The 18,410-nt window shown below is 63.2% G+C and carries 16 protein-coding genes and 1 pseudogene; 2 read left to right on the top strand and 15 right to left on the bottom strand.

Annotated elements, in window-relative coordinates; genetic code table 11:
• Nucleotides 1-7: 7 nt before the first annotated feature.
• On the bottom strand, nt 8-823 hold the full coding sequence (locus QN397_RS20130; RefSeq protein WP_323501725.1) for a CbbQ/NirQ/NorQ/GpvN family protein: 816 nt from the start codon (nt 821-823) through the stop codon (nt 8-10).
• Nucleotides 823-1,866, bottom strand: coding sequence for an aliphatic amidase (locus tag QN397_RS20125; protein ID WP_187052408.1), 1,044 nt, complete (start codon nt 1,864-1,866; stop codon nt 823-825). Before QN397_RS20125 ends, QN397_RS20130 begins: the two co-directional genes overlap by 1 nt.
• 120 nt (nt 1,867-1,986) lie before the next feature.
• Between QN397_RS20125 and QN397_RS20120 the strand changes: the two are divergent.
• Nucleotides 1,987-2,073: pseudogene (locus QN397_RS20120) on the top strand (3-oxoacyl-ACP reductase); the annotation flags it as partial.
• A 4-nt stretch (nt 2,074-2,077) separates the two neighbouring features.
• On the top strand, nt 2,078-3,223 hold the full coding sequence (locus QN397_RS20115) for an acyl-CoA dehydrogenase family protein (protein ID WP_323501724.1): 1,146 nt from the start codon (nt 2,078-2,080) through the stop codon (nt 3,221-3,223).
• 6 nt (nt 3,224-3,229) lie between these two features.
• Here the strand turns inward: QN397_RS20115 and QN397_RS20110 are convergent, their stop codons facing one another.
• The 13 genes from QN397_RS20110 to urtB all read right to left on the bottom strand — a co-directional run bounded on the left by QN397_RS20110 (nt 3,230) and on the right by urtB (nt 18,360).
• Nucleotides 3,230-4,246 (bottom strand): alpha/beta fold hydrolase, encoded by a 1,017-nt coding sequence (locus QN397_RS20110; RefSeq protein ID WP_323501723.1) that lies wholly within the window; start codon nt 4,244-4,246, stop codon nt 3,230-3,232.
• Between the two features lie 42 nt (nt 4,247-4,288).
• On the bottom strand, nt 4,289-5,503 hold the full coding sequence (locus QN397_RS20105) for an ABC transporter ATP-binding protein (protein WP_323501722.1): 1,215 nt from the start codon (nt 5,501-5,503) through the stop codon (nt 4,289-4,291).
• Between the two features lie 63 nt (nt 5,504-5,566).
• Nucleotides 5,567-6,421: an ABC transporter permease gene (locus QN397_RS20100; RefSeq protein WP_222620495.1), complete on the bottom strand. Its 855-nt coding sequence runs from the start codon at nt 6,419-6,421 to the stop codon at nt 5,567-5,569.
• A gap of 34 nt (nt 6,422-6,455) precedes the next feature.
• Complete coding sequence (locus QN397_RS20095) at nt 6,456-7,316, bottom strand: ABC transporter permease (protein WP_323496495.1); 861 nt, start codon at nt 7,314-7,316, stop codon at nt 6,456-6,458.
• Nucleotides 7,317-7,342: 26 nt separating this feature from the next.
• On the bottom strand, nt 7,343-8,689 hold the full coding sequence (locus QN397_RS20090; protein WP_323501721.1) for an extracellular solute-binding protein: 1,347 nt from the start codon (nt 8,687-8,689) through the stop codon (nt 7,343-7,345).
• A 156-nt stretch (nt 8,690-8,845) separates the two neighbouring features.
• The gene (locus QN397_RS20085) at nt 8,846-9,739 is read right to left on the bottom strand and encodes a response regulator transcription factor (protein ID WP_323501720.1); all 894 of its coding nucleotides are present in this window, start codon (nt 9,737-9,739) and stop codon (nt 8,846-8,848) included.
• On the bottom strand, nt 9,736-13,104 hold the full coding sequence (locus QN397_RS20080) for an ATP-binding protein (RefSeq protein WP_323501719.1): 3,369 nt from the start codon (nt 13,102-13,104) through the stop codon (nt 9,736-9,738). Before QN397_RS20080 ends, QN397_RS20085 begins: the two co-directional genes overlap by 4 nt.
• Nucleotides 13,105-13,114: 10 nt before the next feature.
• Complete coding sequence (locus tag QN397_RS20075; protein ID WP_323501718.1) at nt 13,115-13,459, bottom strand: zinc ribbon domain-containing protein; 345 nt, start codon at nt 13,457-13,459, stop codon at nt 13,115-13,117.
• 10 nt (nt 13,460-13,469) lie between these two features.
• Entirely contained in the window at nt 13,470-14,696 is a 1,227-nt protein-coding gene (fmdA, locus tag QN397_RS20070; protein WP_187052417.1) for a formamidase, read from the bottom strand.
• A gap of 22 nt (nt 14,697-14,718) precedes the next feature.
• On the bottom strand, nt 14,719-15,408 hold the full coding sequence (gene urtE, locus QN397_RS20065; RefSeq protein WP_323496514.1) for an urea ABC transporter ATP-binding subunit UrtE: 690 nt from the start codon (nt 15,406-15,408) through the stop codon (nt 14,719-14,721).
• A 73-nt stretch (nt 15,409-15,481) separates the two neighbouring features.
• Nucleotides 15,482-16,225, bottom strand: a complete 744-nt coding sequence (urtD, locus tag QN397_RS20060; protein WP_187052418.1) for an urea ABC transporter ATP-binding protein UrtD — start codon at nt 16,223-16,225, stop codon at nt 15,482-15,484.
• Between the two features lie 20 nt (nt 16,226-16,245).
• Nucleotides 16,246-17,445: an urea ABC transporter permease subunit UrtC gene (gene urtC, locus QN397_RS20055; protein WP_323501717.1), complete on the bottom strand. Its 1,200-nt coding sequence runs from the start codon at nt 17,443-17,445 to the stop codon at nt 16,246-16,248.
• Nucleotides 17,446-18,360 carry an urea ABC transporter permease subunit UrtB gene (gene urtB, locus QN397_RS20050; protein ID WP_323496488.1) on the bottom strand — a complete coding sequence of 305 codons (915 nt, stop codon included), beginning with the start codon at nt 18,358-18,360 and terminating at the stop codon, nt 17,446-17,448.
• Between the last annotated feature and the right edge of the window lie 50 nt (nt 18,361-18,410).

The following is an 18,410-nucleotide window of genomic DNA, read 5'->3' as shown; positions in this document are numbered from 1 at the left end:
CAGGCGTTCAGAACGAAGCGTCGACCGCCGCCACCAGCGCATCGCGCAACGCAACGTCGTCGGTGAGCGGCGCCACCAGCGCCATACGACAGGCCGCAGCCGGACTCGCACCCGCGCGCACGAGCGCAGCGGCGCGCACCAGCATGCGCGTGGATGCGCCCTCGTCGAGACCATGCCCGGCCAACCTGCGCGAGCGACGTCCGAGTGCGACCAGTGCAGACGCCAGTTCGATCTCGACGCCGCTCTCGCGCATCACGATTTCAGCTTCGTTTTCTGCATCGGGATAGTCGAACTCCAACCCGCAGAAACGTTGCCGCGTCGACGCTTTCATCAAGCCGCTGCCGCCACCCGGGTTGTATGAAACCACTAGCGCGAAGTCGGGATGCGCATGCACGAGTTCGTTGCGCCGTTCCAGCGGGAGCATGCGGCGCGTGTCGGTGAGCGGATGGATGACCACGGCCGTGTCGGCACGCGCTTCGACGATCTCGTCGAGGTAGCACAGCGCGCCGTGACGCGCCGCCAAAGTGAGCGGACCGTCTTGCCAGCGCGTCTCGCCACCATCGAGCAGCCAGCGGCCGACGAGGTCGCCCGCACTGGTGTCGGCATTGCACGCCACAGTGACTAGCGGCCGGCCGAGCCGCCACGCCATGTACTCGATGAAGCGTGTCTTGCCGCAGCCGGTCGGCCCCTTGATCAGCACCGGCAGCCGGCCCGCGTAGGCCGCCTCGAACATCTCGCACTCGTCGCCGATGGCGCGGTAGTAAGGCTCGGTATCGATACGCCAGGGCGCGAGCACATCAGAACCCGACGGCACCATCGACATCACCGGTGCACGCTGACCGTGTCTTCGTTGGGGATGCCCTCGATCGGCGCTTCCGATGTCCCGACGGTGGTCCGCGTGAACGACTCGACCATCTCGCGCGTGCCCTGCGGATCGGCGATCCATTTGCCGTAGAACTCGAACGGGCAGTCGGCCACGCCCTTGTCGCCTTCGCGCGAGTTGATCAGGCCGGTGTAGCCGCGGTGCACCAGCTTGAAGAGATGGTTCTCCGACTGGCCGTGCTTGCGGAAGTCGCGAATCAGGCTCTTGCTGAGCGCGGCATACTGAATGCCCATTTCTTCGGTGCCGCATTCGCCGAGGGTGCGGCCGTCGAAGCCGATGAGCGCCGAATGGCCGAAATACGAGTACACGCCGTCGAAGCCGGCCGCATTGGCGACCGCAACGTAGGTGTTGTTGGCAAAGGCCATTGCCTTGGACATCAGGATCTGCTGCTCCTTGGCCGGGTACATGTAGCCCTGGCAACGGATGATGAGTTCGGCGCCCTTCATCGCGCAGTCGCGCCAGATCTCCGGGTAGTTGCCGTCGTCGCAAATGATGAGGCTGATCTTCATGCCCTTGGGCCCGTCGCTCACGTAGGTGCAGTTGCCGGGGTACCAGCCTTCGATGGGCACCCACGGCATGATCTTGCGGTACTTCTGGACGATCTCGCCCTGGTCGTTCATCAGGATGAGCGTGTTGTAGGGCGCCTTGTTGGGGTGCTCTTCATGGCGCTCGCCGGTGAGCGAGAACACGCCCCATACCTTGGCCTTGCGGCAGGCTTCGGCAAAGATTTCTGTCTCGACGCCAGGAATGCTGGCGGCGTTCTCGTACATCTCGCCGGCGTCGTACATGATGCCGTGGGTGCTGTACTCGGGGAAGATGACCAGGTCCATGCCGGGCAGGCCGGACTTCATGCCGATGACCATCTTGGCGATGGCCTTGCAGTTGTCGAGCACCTCGGCCTTGGTGTGCAGCCGCGGCATCTTGTAGTTGACGACCGCCACGCCGACGGTGTCTTTGCTGCTCGATATGTCTCCGTGAATCATGGTTCAACCTTGTCTGGGGCTTGTTAGACGAAAGTCATTCTGCAAAGCGGTCGCGTGGCGGCGAATACGTTGATTGACGTAGCCCCTTGCGGCTCGACGTGACGGCGCCGGTACGACCCCGGCGCGGTGTACCGTCTGTGTATTCCGGAATCGGACTACGTCAGCGGACAAACTCTGATGTGCACCGGCGGACTCACAGGAATCTAAGAACATGCTGCCTCAATTGCACCGCCACGAATGGATGAGTGAAGAGATCGACGCGTTCCGCGAACAGGCGCGACGCTATATCGCCGGTGAGATGACGCCACAGCTCGACGGCTGGCGCCGTCAGGGCTTTATCCCGCGCGAGGTGTGGAAGCCGTTCGGTGCCATGGGCCTGTTGCTGCCCGAAATCGACGAATGCTGGGGTGGCGCCGGTGCCAATCTCGCCTATCAGCTGGTGGTGCAAGACGAGCTCGCCAAGGCCGAGATCCCCGGCAACACAGCGGTTCACTCCATCGCCTCGCACTACATCCTGGCCTACGGCACCGAAGAACAAAAGCAGCGCTGGCTGCCCAAGCTCGCGAGCGGAGACATGCTGGCCGCCATCGCCATGACCGAGCCGAGTTGCGGCTCCGATCTGAAGGCACTGCGCACCAAAGCTCGGCGCGACGGCGACCACTACGTCATCGACGGCGCCAAGACCTTCATCACCAATGGCTTCACCTGCAACCTGCTGGTGCTGGCCGTGCGCACCGGTGAGGCGGGGAGCCGTGGCGTGTCGCTGGTCGTGCTCGAAACCGAAGACCTGCCGGGCTTTCGTGTGGGGCGCCGGCTGGAAAAAATCGGCCAGCATGCCTCCGACACCGCCGAGCTGTTTTTCGACGGCGTACGCGTGCCGACCGACAACCTGGTGGGCGGCAAGGAGGGCGACGGCTTCATCCAGCTGATGAGCCAGTTGCCCTACGAGCGCATGTTGCTCGCCGTCTCCGCCGCTGCGGTGATCGAGCGCGCGCTCGAAGTGACGGTCGACTACACCAAGGAGCGCAAGGCCTTCGGCCAGAGCGTCTTCGACTTCCAGAACACCCGCTTCAAGCTCGCCGAAGTCGCGACGATGGCGCACGTGGTGCGCACCTTCGTCAACGACTGCACGCAGCGCCTGCTCGATGGCACGCTCGACAACGAGGCCGCCTACATGGCCAAGTGGTGGTGCTCCGAGCAGCAGTGCAAGGCGACGGACGAGTGCCTGCAGCTGTTCGGCGGCTACGGCTACATGGCCGAGTACCCGATCGCGCGGATGTACGCGGATGCGCGTGTGCAGCGCATCTACGGCGGCACGACCGAGGTCATGAAAGATCTGATCGCGCGCAAGCTTTAGCCGAACTCAGCTGGCGAGCAAGCCCTTCAACGCATCGTCCAGCACCTTGATGTCCGCCGGGCTGGTGCCCGGACCGCCGGCGAAGTGGCCCCAATGCGTCTCGACCACTTGCAGCGTCGCGTTGGGCATGTGCGCGACTTCGAACTCGTTGTCCGCGGGCGGAAAGTACAGGTCGGTCGACGCCGGCATGACGATCGCCTTGGCCTTGATCGCGCCGAGTGCCTTGACGAAGTCGCCGTTGAACAGCTCGTTGTTGCTGATGTCGCCGTTCTGCCAGGTCGACAGCATCGTGAGCAGGTTGTTCGCGTCTCGATTCAGGAAGAGTCCTTCCCAGAACCCGACCATGAAGTCTTCGAGCGAGGCGTAGCCCATCACCTCCATGTCGAGCTTGTGGCGATAGAACGCCTGCGAGAAGCCCCAGCCTGCATAGACGCGGCCAAAGGCGCGCAGGCCCTTGGTCGGTGGCGAGGTGTACCAGCCGTCTTCGAAGGCGACGTCGGCCAGCAGCGCGGCCTTGGCACCCTCGAGAAACACGTGGTTGTGGCGCGAACACTTGGCCGAGCCCATGAACGGCAGGATGCGTTCGACCATGTCCGGGTACATCGCTCCCCAGTGGTACGTTTGCAGCGCGCCCATAGACCAGCCCGTGACCAGCGCCACCTTTTCGATGCCGAAGAGTTCGGTCACCAGCTTGTGCTGGCACTTGACGTTGTCGTATGCCGTGATGTCCGGAAAGCGCGACGCGTTGTACGGTGCCGGATAGTTGCTGGCCGAGGTCGAGAGGCCATTGCCCAGCATGTTGGGAACGATGATGAAGTACTTGGCCGGGTCGAGTGCCATGCCTGCACCGATGAGCCATTCGTTCTCGTAATGCTGGCCTGAATACCAGGTAGGGTAGACGATGACATTGTCCTTGGCCGCGTTGAGCGTGCCAAAGGTCTTGTACGCCAGCTTGACGTCGCGCAGCGTCTTCTTGCACTGCAGAACGACATCGCCGAGGTCGAACATCTTGTAGTCGGTCATGGTGGTTCCTTGGTCGGGGGTGAAAATTAGGGAGAGTTCGGTTCAGGCCATCGCGGCCAGGCCGTGCGCCTCGGTCGCAGCCCAGCTGCAGCACACGCGCTGGCCCACCGACACGGGGTCGCCGAAGAAGGTGTTCTCTTCGACGTAGACCACGCAGCCGGGCGCGGTCGGGTCGTCGGTGACCAGGCTCACCTTCATGTAGATGCCCTGATATTCCAGCTCGCGCACGCGGCCGCGCAAGGTGTTGACGGCCAGCACCATCGCATCGTCTTCGCCGGTGACGCGCATGCGGTCGCGGCGCACCGCAAAGGAGACGTCGGTGCCGATCGCGACCGAGGTCGAACCCAAGGTCGAGCCGGCAAAATCCTCGCGCGGCAGCCGGTAGCAAGCGCCCTGCGCACCGCGCAAGGTGACGAGGCCGGCATCGAGCTCGACCACCTCGCCGTGCATCACGTTCTGGCCGCCGATGAAGGCTGCGACGTACTCGGTGCGCGGCTGCGCATAGATCTCACGCGGCGGCGCCGACTGCGCGATACGGCCCTTGTCCATCACGACCACCTGGTCGGCCACCGCGATGGCTTCGAGCTGTGTGTGCGTCACATGCACGAAGGTAATGCCCAGCTCGCGCTGCATGCCGCGCAGCTCGCCCCGCATCTGCAGGCGCAGGAATTCGTCGAGGGCCGACAACGGCTCATCCAGCAGCAGCACGGTCGGCCGCATGATGATGGCGCGGGCCAATGCCACCCGCTGTTGCTGGCCGCCGGACAGCTGGCCCGGCAAGCGGTCGGCCAATGCGGTCAGTTGCACTTGCTCGATGACGCGATCGGCCTCGTACATCCGCGCCTTCTTTGCAACGCCACGCACGCGCATCGCGAAGGCCACGTTGTCGCGCACGGAGAGATGCGGGAACAGCGCGTAGTTCTGGAACATCATCGCCGTGCCCCGCTCGCGCGGCGACTTGTCGATGACGTTCTTGCCGTCGATCAAGATGGCGCCTTCGCTCGGCGTCTCATGCCCGGCGATCATCCGCAGCATCGTCGTCTTGCCACAACCGCTCGGACCCAGCAGGCAGCAGTAGGTGCCAGCCTCGATGCGCAGGTCGATGTTGTCGACGGCGGTGGTGCCGTCGGCGTAGCGCTTGGTCAGTGCGGCCAGAACGACGCCGCCGTGTGCTGGATCAAGGGCTCCGGTCGGCACCACTGCGCCGACGGAAATCGGTGGTGAGGTGACGGCGGAAATTGAGGTTGCGTTGTCCATGTACATGGTGCCGTGCAGTCGATAGAAGATGGATGCGAAGTCGGTGTGTGCGATCTCGGCGCCTCAGTGCGCCGAAGGTGCCAGCCGCCGCCGCTGAATCACCACCACGGCAAGGATTGCCAGGCCGATGAAGAGAAACGAGATCGCCGTCGTCACCGTGCCCAGCGCATAGATCGTGGGCGACGTCACGTTCTGCGTCATGCTCCAGATCTCGATCGGCATGGTGTTGCGCGAGCCGGTGGTCTGCAGCGTGCGGGCGAATTCGTCGTACGACAGCGTGAAGCCGAACAGCGCGATCGCGATGATCCCGGGCGCCAATATGGGCAGCACGATGAGGCGCAGCGTCTGTGCCGGTGTCGCGCCCATGTCGCGCGCCGCTTCCTCATACGCCGGGTTGAAGCGGCCGAACACCGCGAAGGTGATGAGCACACCGAACGGCAAGGTCCACGACAGCTGCGCGCCGAGTGCCGACGTCGTCCAGTCGGTCTGCCAGCCGAAGATGCTGAACATCAATCCGATGCCGATGCCAAGGATGTAGCCCGGCGCCGTCAGCGCGATGATCACGCCATAGAAAATGGCGGTGCTGCCGCGCACGTTGCGGCGGAAGCCGAGACCGGCCGCGACAGAGAAGACCACCGTGACGACCATCACCACCAGCGCCAGCGGAATCGAGCGCTGCACCGCGCCGGCGATGTCGCCGCTGCGGCCTTCCCACAGTTGATGGAACCAATGCACCGAGAGGCCGCGCATCGGGAAAGACAAGGCACCCTGCTCGCCCTGGAACGACAGCAGGTACATGCACAGCATCGGGCCGTAAAGGAACAGCACGTAGGCCGCGAAGAACAGCGCAAGTGCGTAGAAGGTCCATGGGCGCACAGGCGCATCACCCACCGAACGCTTGATCGCAGGGGCCGACATCGTCATGGTCATTGCCGCAGGTGTCGCCATGCCCTTACCTCTTCTGCACGAGTTCTTGCCGCACGTCGACGAAACGCGTGAGCACTGCGATCAACGCCGTCAGGATCAGCAGCAAGATCACGGCCGACGCCGCAGCCGGCGGGAACAGCAAGGTCGACACGTTGTCGTACATGGCCGACACCACCGACGCCGAGCCACCGCCGCTCATCACCTTGACCACATAGAAGTCGCCCATCACCAGCGTGATGACGAAGATCGAGCCCATCACGATGCCGGACTTGGTGAGCGGCATCACCACCAGCAGCATCGTCTTCAGGCGGCTCGCGCCAGCGTCCCGCGCCGCCTCGAAAAGGTTGCGGTCGATGCGACTCATCGAGTTGAAAATCGGCACGATCATGAAGATGGTGAACAGGTGTACATACGCCACCACCACCGAGAAATCGGAGAACAGCAGGATGCGCAACGGCACCCGGATGAGGCCGAGTTTCATCAGCACGGTGTTGATGGCGCCCTGCTCCGCCAGCACCGGCATCCACGAGATCATGCGGATCACGTTCGATGTCCAGAAGGGCACCGTGCACAGCAAGAAGAGGCCGATGGCGACGGTGCGATTACGCACGTGGAACACCAGGAAGTACGCGACGAAGAAACCGATGACCGCCGACGCCGCCCAGGTCATGAGCGCGTACTTGATCATCTTCAGGTAGAGCGACACCGTCAGGCCGGACGTCAGGATTGCCTGATAGTTCTCGAAGGTAAAGGCCGGAATGGTGTCGAAGCCGTCGGTCTTGAAGAAGCTGACGATCACCACGAACACCAGCGGCGCCGCGACGAAGAGCAGCAGCACCAACACCAGCGGCGTCAGTTGAAGATAGGACTTGGTTCGTTCGCGCATGCGTCGCTTCCGCTCCCTTCAGACGATCAAGCAGCCTTGAACTCGTTCCACCTTTGCACCATGTACTGGTTCTCGTCCATCACCGTGTTCCAGCAAGCGATGTTCGAGAAGCGCTGTGCCAGCGAGCCGCCGTCGCGCACCGTGTTGACCGCGCCGATCGGCTGGCCGTGGTCGCTCTTGATGACTTCGGCCGCGGGCTTGCCCACGTACCAGTAATCGAACTCCGCCGCCGTCATCTGCGACTTGGCAGTGCGCGGCACTGGGCTGTAGTAGCCGTGACGTGCCACGTACGCGCCTTGCCATCCCGAGTAGTACCAGTTGAGGTACTCATAGGCAGCTTCGAGCTTCTTGCCGCTCAGGTGCTTCATCAGGCTCATGCCGTTGCACCAGCCGCGATACCCTTCCTTGCCGTTTGGCTTGATCGCCATTGGCGCGTAGACGCAGGGGATGCCTTTCTCCAGCACGGCAGTGACGGCTGGCGACCACATCGACTGAATGAATACTTCACCGCTAGCCATCAGCTCGACCGACTGCTCGAAGGTGCTCCACGAAGCGCGGAAGTGACCCTTCTTCTTCAGGTCGACCAGCGCATTGATCGTGATGTCTATCTCCTTCTTGGTCATGTTCCCCTTGTTGCCATAGACCAGGTCACCGCGCGACTCCAATGCTTGCGCAGCGTCCATGATCCCGATGTTGGGAATGTCCAGAATGGCGGCGCGGCCGGCGAACTTGGGGTCGATCAGGTCTTTCCATTCGGTGACTTCGCGGCCGACCTTGTCGGGGCGATAACCGAGCGAATCTGCGTTGAACACCTGCGGCAGGAAGGTCAGATATTGCTGCTGGCCTTCGACGATTTTCTTGGCCGCGGCGCTCTCGGTGTACATCACCTCGTAGGGCGAGATGCCCTGGCGCGAGATCTTGCGACCTTCATACACGCCGGTCGTGAAGATCGGCAGGATGCCGTCGAACTCCTTGATCTTCTTGGAGTCGATGCCCTGCAGCAGTTGCCGTTGCATCGCGACCTTGACCTGCCAGCCTTCCATGTCGGCGATGTCGACGCTATTGGGCTGCGTGACAAAGCGGGTGATGGAAGCCGACGTATCGAGGTTCTGCATCTCGATCTTGAAACCGAGGTCCTTCGAAGCCTGCTCGCCGATCTCGCGTTGCACCGCATACGACACGCCGATGTGGCGAAGCGTGATGCCCTGGAAGTCGCGCTTCATGATCTGCGGAAATCCGGCGATCGGCATGCCTGCCAACGCGGTACCGACAGCGGCGCCGGCTGCAGCTTTCAACATGCCGCGGCGGCTGGTGCCAGGCGCGATTGCAGTGGCAGTGACCGCAGTGGCGGGCTTGTTGATCTCGTCGGTCATGGTGTCACTCCAAAGGGGTTTGCGATGAAGACGAGTGTCGGGACTCGAGCGCGTTACTCAAATACGTGGGATCGCGCATAAGTGCGTTTTGTGTTGATGACGGGGACGATCGCCAGACACGCCCGCGCAAACAGCTATTTGCACATACCGAACAACTCAAACAAAAGCGCGACTAAATAACGTCCCGTCCATCACCACAGAAGCCGCAGCAGTCCGAGTCTCGACATTGAGCTTCTCGAACACGTGCTGCAGATGCTTGTCCACCGTGCGCGGACTCATGCCAAGGATCTCGCCGACATCGCGATTGATCTTTCCGCACGCTACCCAGTAGAGAACTTCTGCTTCGCGACTGGTGAGTCCGCAAACACCGGTCAATGCTTCCGGCTCGGGCACGCTGGCGCGCTTGCGGACCAGCAACGTGATGCCGCTGCCGTCACTGGCCAGGCGCGACAGGCTCAGGCGACGGCCATCGACCACGACCGACAGCGGATCCGGCCCGCGCGCGTCGAGCCACGCCATTGCCACGGGAGGCAAACGGCCATCGGTAGACAGATAACCGCGCAACCACTCGCGTGAGGCGGGTGATTGCCAGCGCACGCACCCGGCTGAATCGACCGACAACATCGCATGGCCCGCGGCATCGACAGCGTCGCGTGCGCTGGCCATCTGCCGCGCATTGCGCACGTGCGCGACGATACGCACCAGCACCTCGGGCGGGTTGAGCGGCTTGGTGAGGTAGTCGACGCCGCCGGCCTGGAAGCCTGCGAGGATGTGGCCGGTTTCGGTCAGGCCGGTCATGAAGACGACGGGGATGTGGGCCGTCAGCGGATCGGTCTTCAGGCGCCGGCAGGTCTCGAAACCGTCGATGCCCGGCATCATCGCGTCGAGCAATATCAGGTCTGGCATCAGCAACGCCACCCGGTCGAGGGCGCTCTGGCCGTCGGTTGCGACGAGCACTCGGTAACCGGCGGCGTCGAGTGCCTCGTGCAGCATCGCCAGGTTTTCGGGGGCGTCGTCGACGATCAGCACCACGCCGGGATCGCTCGTCATACGCTGCCCTCTTCCAGCACGCGTGCGAATCCTTGCAGGTCGAAGCGCTGCACGCAACCGCGCAGCACCTTGGTAACCGGCGCATATCGCGTGTCGAGCAGGTCAAGCTCTTCCAGCTTTTCGAGGATGCCGCGCACGTAGCCCATGTCGCCGAGCTGGCGCAGCACCAGCAGGCTGGCTTCGGGCAACATCGTTCGACTGCTGCCGGTCTCGACGTAGTCGACACCATCGTCCGGCGTCGCCCATACCAGGTCGAGCTTGGTGCGCACCCGCTCCAGCAAGTCGTCGATGCGAAAGGGCTTGATCAGGAAATCTTCGCGAGCCACGCCCACGTCGTTGCGCAAGTCGCTGTCGAAGGCGTTGGCCGACACGATGAGCACGGGCGCCATCGAGATGCGATTGGCGCGCAGCAGCCGCGCCGTCTCCCAGCCGTCGATCTCGGGCATGTCGATGTCGAGCAGGATCAGGTCGGGCGCGAACTGGCTTGCGACTCGCAGTGCCTCGACACCCGATGCGGCCTGCATCACGGTGAAGCCCAGCGGCTCGAGCACGTCGCTCAGCAGCTGCCGATCGGCCGGCGCATCGTCGACCACCAGCACGCGCTTCGGCTCGCCTGCATAGCCGGTGATATGGCGCGGTGCCGGGGCATCGACTGGCATCTTCGGATGTGCGACCGAAGGCAAAAAGAGGCGCACCGAGAAGCACGAGCCAGTCCCGACGCGGCTGCTTGCTGTCAGCTCGCCCCCCATCAGGCTGGTCAGCAAACTGGAGATCGTCAATCCCAGACCGACGCCACCGGCCGCCGGACTCGCGCTGTTGTCGGCGCGCTCGAAAGGCAGAAAGATACGCTCCATGTCGTCGTCGGCGATGCCGGGACCAGAGTCTTCGACCTCGAAGGTCGCAATCTCCGTCGCATAGCGCACGCGGAAGATCACCTGTCCGCGCCCGGTGTACTTGACCGCATTGGCGAGCAGGTTGATGAGCAGCTGCGCGAGTCGCTTGCGGTCCCCGCGCACCGCTGGTGGCAACGGATAGGTCGGCTGGTACGAAAACGCAATGCCCTTGTTGCGCGCCTCGAGCTGAAAGATGTCCGCGAGCTGCGTCAGGAAGTCGGCGAAATGGATCTCTTGCCGCACCAGCGTGAGCCGGCCGGTTTCGATGCGTGCGATGTCGAGCAAGCCATCGATGAGCGACACCACGTGGTCGCCGCTCTTGCGGATTACCTCCAGCGCGGCGCGGCGATTGGGCGGCAAGCTCAGGTCGCGCTCCAGGATTTGCGCGTAGCCCAGGATGCTGTTGAGCGGCGTGCGCAGCTCGTGGCTGATCGTGGTGATGAAACGGCTCTTGGCCTGGTTGGCCCGTTCGGCGACTTGGCGCGCGGCCTGCAGCGCCGCGTCGGTCACTTCATGCGCGCTGATTTCTTCGCGCAACAGCAGCGCCTGCCGGTTCGACTCGTCCTGCGCGACGCGCCGGCTATCGGACGTCAGCAGCAACCAGCACGAGCCGATGGCCACCACCAGCAAGACCAGCGCGCAGGCGATCTTGATGCGCATCAGGTGCCACAGTGCGGGCGAGCCCGGTGCCAGCTCGCGCAACACCTGCCCCTCCTGCGCCACGATAAAAGACAGAATGGCGCCGAGTACCAACGCGAGGCCGAGCAGGCATGCCAGGTAGTGCATGCGACGGCTGAGTGCGACCTTCAGCAGCTTGGGCGCCCAGCGCGTGAAGGCTTCGGCGAACTGATGTCCAAGGCCAGTGCGCGGCTTGCACACATCCTTGCATCGCGCATCGAGTGAGCAGCAGAGCGAGCAGATGTTGCAGCCGTAGGCCGGGCAATGCGCCATGTCTTCGACCTCGTACGGCTTCTGGCACACCCCGCAAGCCACCGAAGTGCCTTCAGCAAACGGCGCCGGTTGCCGCGCGATGTAGTACTTGCCGCCGGTCATCCACGCGACCAGCGGCGCGCAGCAAAAGGCCACGCAAAAGCCGATGGCCGTGCTGAAGGCCTGCGCCGCCGGCCCGAAAACGCCGACGAAGGCACTGAGCGCCAGCACCGTGCCGAGACCCATCGAGACGAAGCCGACCGGGTTGATGTCGTAGAGATAAGCGCGGCGGAATTCGATGCCGGGCGGGCTCAGCCCCAACGGCTTGTTGATGACCAAATCTGCCACCAGCGCGCCGATCCACGCCACCGCGAAGTTCGCATAGAAGCCGAGCATGCCTTCGAGCACGTCGAAGATGCCGACCTTGATCAACGCCACGCCGATCAGCACGTTGAACACCAGCCACACCAGCCGTCCTGGATGCGCATGCGTCAGCCGTGCAAAGAAGTTCGACCACGCAAGAGACCCGGCGTAGGCGTTGTTGACGTTGATCTTGATCTGCGAGACCGTGACGAACAGACAGGTGAGCGCCAGGATCCATGCCGGGTCTCGAAGCACCTGCGCGAAGCCGACGAGGTACATCTGCGTCGGCTTGACCGCCTCGGATGGCGCCATGCCCTGGCGGATGGCGAGGTAGGCCAGCACTGCACCGCCGAGCATCTTGGCTCCGCCGATCAGGATCCATCCCGGGCCGGCCGCCAGCACCGCAGTCCACCAGCGCCACGCCTGCCCGGCACGTGGCTTGGGCATGAAGCGCAGCGAGTCGACCTGCTGTCCGATCTGCGCGACCATCGACGCGACCACCGTACCCGCCGCGCCCAACAGCAGCCAGTCGAAGTGGCCGTCGTTGATGCCGTACGACGCATGCATCAGCCCCGTCAGATGGTCGGGCCAGCGAATGATCAAAAAGGCGTAGGGCAGCACCAGCAACACCAGCCACAGCGGCTGCGTCCAGGCCTGCAGCCTGCTGATCATGGTGATGCCGTACATCACCAGCGGTATCACCACCACCGAACAGATCAGATAGCCTAGCCACAACGGAATGCCCAGCCCCAGCTCCAGCGCCGACGCCATGATCGACGCTTCCAGCGAGAAGAAGATGAAGGTGAACGATGCGTACACAAGCGAGCTGAAGGTCGAGCCGAGGTAGCCGAAACCCGAGCCGCGCGTCAGCAGGTCGATGTCGACCGAGTACCGCGCCGCGTAGATGCTGATCGGGATGCCCGTCAGAAAAATGAAGATGCCGACGAGCGCGATGGCCCAGAAGGCATTGAAGAAGCCATAGTCCAGCGCGATGGAGGCGCCGATGGCTTCGAGCGCCAAAAAAGAAGTGGCGCCCAGCGCGGTGTTCGCGACCCGGAATTCGCTCCACTTCCTGAAGCTGCGCGGCGTGTAGCGCAGCGCGTAGTCCTCGATGGTTTCGTCGGCGACCCAAGCGTTGTATTCGCGCCGGATCGGCACGATGCGCTGGGTCGGTTCCATCGGGACGACGTCAGTGGCTGATCATCCACGGCCGCCGCCCCGGCGCACTTTTGGCTCCGTTGGGTGCCGTCACCGTCGCACCACGCTTGCCGGCCGTACTGCAGCAGCCGCAACCCGACGGGTGCTTGAGCCGAGCATAGTCACCAGAGCGCTTGGGCTCGTGCGAAGCGCGTTCGTTGACGGCAATGGCACGGCGCGTGCCATCAGACATCAATGAAAGTCGTGGCGCGCCGGACAGCACCCGCGGCGATGCGCCGCCGCAGTCCGGACACGCGGCCGGCAGGTCTCGCTGGCTCACGCTGCGGAGGGCGTCGAACCCCCCGCAACTGCCGCATTCGTAGTCGTAGGTGGGCATGCGCGATCACTCAAATGATGTCGTGCGACAACGGCATGTTGATGCTGCCGTCGATGAACTTCGTCGGCCCGTTGGCGTTCGGGTTGATGTCGAAGTCGAAGATCTCGGTCGGCAGCCAGAGCGTCGCGCAGGAGTTGGGCACGTCGACCACGCCGCTGATGTGGCCCTGCACCGGAGCGGTGCCAAGGATCGAATAGGCCTGCGCCCCGGAATAGCCGAACTTCTTCAAATACTCGATGGCATTCAGGCAGGCCTGGCGATACGCGACGTTGACGTCGAGGTAGTACTGCTTGCCGGACTCGTCGACAGAGATGCCCTCGAAGATCAGGTAGTCCTTGTAGTTGGGCGTCATCACGCTCGGCTTGAAGATCGGGTTCTTGATGCCGTACTTGGCCATGCCGCCCTTGATGAGCGTGACCTTCATGTGCACCCAGCCGGCCATCTCGATGGCACCGCAGAAGGTGATTTCGCCGTCGCCCTGGCTGAAGTGCAGGTCGCCGACCGACAGGCCTGCGCCGTCGACATACACCGGAAAGAACACCTTGGAGCCGCGCGAAAGATCCTTGATATCGCAGTTGCCGCCGTGCTCGCGTGGCGGCACGGTGCGTGCGCCTTCTGCCGCCGCCTTGGCCTTGGCTTCACCGGTCAGGCGGCCCATGTGTGCGGTGCCGGCCGAAGGCGGGTTGGCCAGGCCGCCGGTCGGATTGGTGTCGATGAGTTGCTGCTCGCGTGTGTTCCACATGTCGAGCATCGACTTGTCCGGCAGACAACCGATCAGGCCGGGGTGGATCAGGCCGGCGAAGTTGACGCCCGGGATGTGGCGCGAGCTGGTGAACATGCCCTTGAAGTCCCAGATCGATTTCTGCGCCTCAGGGAAGTGCTCGGTCAGAAAGCCGCCGCCGTTCTTCTTCGAGAAGAAACCGTTGAAGCCCCACAGCGAATCTTGCTTGGCGCCGATGTCGAGCAGGTCGACCACCAGCAGGTCGCCGGGCTCGGCACCCTTCACTCCCACCGGACCCGACAGGTAATGCACCGTCGTCAGGTCGATGTCGCGCACGTCGTCGGCGCTGTCGTTGTTCTTGATGAAGCCGCCGGTCCAATCGAAGGTCTCGAGGATGAAGTCGTCGCCCGGATTGACCCAGCAGGCCATCGGAATGTCCGGGTGCCAGCGGTTGTGGATGTTCTCGTTTTCGGTGGGCGACTTCGTCAGGTCGACCTTGATCAGCGTGTCTGTCATCTCTATGGCTCCAGGGTTATGGTCAAACGGAAAGGTATGCCTTGATGTGGTTCACATCGGTCTTGTCGCGCGCGGTCTCGTGTACGAAGATGCCGCCCTCGATCACGAAGAGCCGGTCGGCCACATCCATCGCAAAGCTGAGCACCTGCTCCGACACGATGATGGTGATGCCGCGCATCTTTCGGATCTCGTTGAGCGCCTTGGCGATGTCCTTGATGATCGATGGCTGGATGCCTTCGGTCGGCTCGTCGAGCAGCAGCACCTTGGGGTCTGTCACCAGTGCGCGCGCGATGGCGAGCTGTTGCTGTTGACCGCCGGAGAGGTTGCCGCCCTTGCGCTTTTTCATGTCCCACAGCACTGGAAACAGCGCGTAGATTTCTTCGGGGATGCGGCGCGTCTTCGAGTTCTCGAGGCCGGTCTGAATGTTCTCTTCGACGGTCAGCGTCGGAAAGATCATGCGGCCCTGCGGTACGTAGGCAATGCCCTTGGCGACGCGCACATAACTCTCATCGCGCGACACTTCCTGGTCCGCCACCTTGATGCTGCCGCTCTTGATCGGCAGTACGCCCATCAAGCTCTTGAAGAGCGTCGTCTTGCCCATGCCGTTGCGGCCCATGATGGCGACCGTTTCGTTGGCGTAACCCTCGAAGCTGATGCCGTGAAGCGCTTCGCTCTGGCCGTACGCGACGTGCAGGTCTTCTACCTTCAGCATGACGTTGCTCATCTTTGCTTCTCCGATGCTGCGGTGAGTTGGGGGGAACGTTGCGGGATGCTGGCAAACCTCATCAATGCCCCAGGTACACGTCGATGACCTTCGGATCCGCCTGCACCTGCTCCATAGGACCTTCAGCCAGAATCTTCCCCTGGTGCATGACAGTGACCTTGTGCGCGATGCGCTTGACGAAGTCCATGTCGTGCTCGATGACGATGACCGAGCGGCCTTTACAGATGCGTTGGAGCAGGTCGGCGGTGAGCTCTCGTTCGCGTGCGCTCATGCCGGCGATGGGCTCGTCGAGCATCAGCAACTCCGGCTCCTGCATCAGCAGCATGCCGATCTCCAGCCACTGCTTCTGTCCGTGGCTCAGCAGGCCGGCTTCGGTGTCGAGCTTGTCGTGCAGATGGATGTCTTCGGCGATGGTCTTGACGCGGCTCTTGACCTCGTCGGTGCACTTGAAGGCGAGCGCGCCCATGACGGAGCGGCCGGCCGGGAACGACACTTCGAGGTTCTGGAAAACGCTCAGGTTCTCGTAGATCGACGGTGTCTGGAACTTGCGGCCGATGCCCAGACGCACGCGCTTGTGCTCGGCCATCTTGGTGAGCTCGGTGTTCTTGAACTTGATGCTGCCGGCACTCGCCTTGGTCTTGCCGCAGATGAGGTCGAGCAGCGTGGTCTTGCCGGCGCCGTTGGGGCCGATGATCACGCGCAGCTCGTTCTTGTCGATGTAGAGCGTCAGCGCGTCGATGGCTTTGAAGCCGTCGAACGAGACGGTCAGGTCTTCCACTGCGAGGGCGAAGTCGGTGTTGCTCATGGGGTGCTCCTGGAACGGATTCAGGCGCGCTGGGTGCTGACGCCGTCGGGCAGCGTCGGCTCGGCGGCGCTGTCGACAGTGGCGGCCACCGCGGCCGCATGCAATGCCGGCGACTGCGGTGAGTCGTCGCCGAGCGGCAGCAACTTGCGGCGCTGCAGGCGCGGCCGGATGTGCTCTTCCCATACGCCGGCCAGGCCCATCGGGAACGCCATCGTCACGCCGATGAAAAGAGCAGCCATCAGGAACAGCCACATGTCCGGAAAGCTCTCGGAGAAGTATGTCTTGCCGAAGTTCACCAGCAACGTGCCGTACACCGCACCGACCAGGCTCATGCGTCCGCCGACCGCCGCGAAGATCACCATCTCGACCGAAGGCACGATGCCCACGAAGCTCGGCGACATGAAGCCGACCTGCAACGAGAACAGCGCGCCGCCAATGCCCGAAAGCGCTGCCGCCAGGCAGAAGGTGAAGACCTTGAAGTTGGCAACGTCGTAGCCGGAGAAGCGCACGCGGTCTTCCTTGTCGCGCATGGCCAGCAGCAGCGTGCCGGCCTTGCCGGTCTGGATCCAGCGGCACAGGATGATGCTGGCGAGCAGCAGCCCGACGCACAGGAAATACAACACGTACTTGGCGTGGTCGGTGCGCGTGTCCCAGCCGAGCACCGTCTTCAGGTCGGTCATGCCATTGACGCCGCCGGTGTAGCCCTGCTGGCCGATGATGAGCACCGTCAAGATGAGCGCGACCGCCTGCGTGATGATCGCGAAGTACACGCCACCGACGCGCCGCTTGAACATCGCGAAGCTGATGATCCAGGCCAGCAGCGTCGGTGCCGCGATCACCAAAATGAGCGTGAGCGTCAGGCTCTTGAAGGGCAGCCACATCAACGGCAGTTCGGTGATCTGGTTCCAGTCCATGAAGTCGGGGATGCCCGGCGTCGTCTGGATCTTGGTGGTGATCGGGTCCGAGGCTTCGAGCTTCAAGAACATCGCCATCGCATAGCCACCGATGCCGAAGAAGATGCCCTGCCCCAGGCTCAGCACACCGCCGTAGCCCCACACCATCACCAGCCCGACGGCGACGAAGGCATAGGTCAGGTACTTGCCGATCAGGTTGAGCCGGAAGATGTCCAGGCTCAACGGCAGGATGACTACCAGCAGGATGGCCAGCAGCAACAGGCTGCCGAGCTGGTAGCGCTTGATGAAGGTCTTGAGGGCGATCATTTAGCGGCGCACCTTGGAAGCGAAGAGGCCCTGGGGCCGGATCATGAGAATCAGCACGATGAGCGTGAGCGTCAGCACCTTGGCCATCGAGCCGGCCATGAAGAACTCGGTGATCGATTGCGTCTGCGCGATGCCGAAAGCCGACACCACGGTGCCGAACAAGCTGGCCGCGCCGCCGAAGGTGACGACCAGGAACGAGTCGACGATGTAGAGCTGGCCCGAGGTCGGTCCGGTCGAGCCGATGGTTGTGAAGGCGGCACCGGCGACACCGGCGATGCCGCAGCCGATCGCGAAAGTCAGGCGGTCGGTCTTCTTGGTGTTGATGCCGATGGCGTTGGCCATCACCCGATTGGCGACCGTGGCGCGCACGCGCAGGCCCCAGCGGCTCTTGCTGAGCGCCAGCAGCATGCCGCAAGTGACAACCGTGGTCAGCACCAGCACGAACATCCCGTTGATCGGAATGTCGAGTCCGGGAATCGGCGCCCAAGAGCCGAGCAGCCACTCGGGCAGCACCGGACTCACTTCCTTGGGGCCGATGAAGGTACGAAAGCACTGCTGCATCGCGAGGCTGATGCCCCAGGTGGCGAGCAGCGTGTCGAGCGGGCGCTTGTACAAGTGGCGGATGAGTGCCCACTCGACCAGCCAGCCGGCGACGAACGCAAAAAAGAACGCCAACAGCACGGCGAACGGAAAGTAGTACGGCAGCAGCGTCGGTGCATGCTTTTCGACGAGCGTCGAGCCGAGATAGATGGTGTAGGCGCCGATGGTCATGAACTCGCCATGCGCCATGTTGATGACGCCCATCTGGCCGAAGATGACCGCGAGACCGAGACCCATCAGCAGCAGCACCGCGAACAGGCTCAGCCCCGCGAAGCCCTGCATCAGGCCAATGTTCAGCAACTCTGAAAAACTCATATCGCGCAGTCCTCGTGTGTTCTCCTTCCCCCGTTGGGGGAAGGTTGGGA

The sequence above is a fragment of the Variovorax sp. RTB1 genome, from assembly GCF_035018765.1.
In the GTDB taxonomy this organism is placed as follows: Bacteria; Pseudomonadota; Gammaproteobacteria; order Burkholderiales; family Burkholderiaceae_C; genus Variovorax.
The sequence above is the reverse complement of the archived record's forward strand: the minus strand, read 5'-3'. Positions and strand labels throughout refer to the sequence as shown.

Bases quoted from the DNA above. Each gene is read 5' to 3' on its own strand.
- QN397_RS20130 (WP_323501725.1), bottom strand. From the start codon at position 823: ATGTCGATGGTGCCGTCGGGTTCTGATGTGCTCGCGCCCTGGCGTATC.
- QN397_RS20125 (WP_187052408.1), bottom strand. From the start codon at position 1,866: ATGATTCACGGAGACATATCGAGCAGCAAAGACACCGTCGGCGTGGCG.
- QN397_RS20115 (WP_323501724.1), top strand. From the start codon at position 2,078: ATGCTGCCTCAATTGCACCGCCACGAATGGATGAGTGAAGAGATCGAC.
- QN397_RS20110 (WP_323501723.1), bottom strand. From the start codon at position 4,246: ATGACCGACTACAAGATGTTCGACCTCGGCGATGTCGTTCTGCAGTGC.
- QN397_RS20105 (WP_323501722.1), bottom strand. From the start codon at position 5,503: ATGGACAACGCAACCTCAATTTCCGCCGTCACCTCACCACCGATTTCC.
- QN397_RS20100 (WP_222620495.1), bottom strand. From the start codon at position 6,421: ATGTCGGCCCCTGCGATCAAGCGTTCGGTGGGTGATGCGCCTGTGCGC.
- QN397_RS20095 (WP_323496495.1), bottom strand. From the start codon at position 7,316: ATGCGCGAACGAACCAAGTCCTATCTTCAACTGACGCCGCTGGTGTTG.
- QN397_RS20090 (WP_323501721.1), bottom strand. From the start codon at position 8,689: ATGACCGACGAGATCAACAAGCCCGCCACTGCGGTCACTGCCACTGCA.
- QN397_RS20085 (WP_323501720.1), bottom strand. From the start codon at position 9,739: ATGACGAGCGATCCCGGCGTGGTGCTGATCGTCGACGACGCCCCCGAA.
- QN397_RS20080 (WP_323501719.1), bottom strand. From the start codon at position 13,104: ATGGAACCGACCCAGCGCATCGTGCCGATCCGGCGCGAATACAACGCT.
- QN397_RS20075 (WP_323501718.1), bottom strand. From the start codon at position 13,459: ATGCCCACCTACGACTACGAATGCGGCAGTTGCGGGGGGTTCGACGCC.
- fmdA (WP_187052417.1), bottom strand. From the start codon at position 14,696: ATGACAGACACGCTGATCAAGGTCGACCTGACGAAGTCGCCCACCGAA.
- urtE (WP_323496514.1), bottom strand. From the start codon at position 15,408: ATGCTGAAGGTAGAAGACCTGCACGTCGCGTACGGCCAGAGCGAAGCG.
- urtD (WP_187052418.1), bottom strand. From the start codon at position 16,225: ATGAGCAACACCGACTTCGCCCTCGCAGTGGAAGACCTGACCGTCTCG.
- urtC (WP_323501717.1), bottom strand. From the start codon at position 17,445: ATGATCGCCCTCAAGACCTTCATCAAGCGCTACCAGCTCGGCAGCCTG.
- urtB (WP_323496488.1), bottom strand. From the start codon at position 18,360: ATGAGTTTTTCAGAGTTGCTGAACATTGGCCTGATGCAGGGCTTCGCG.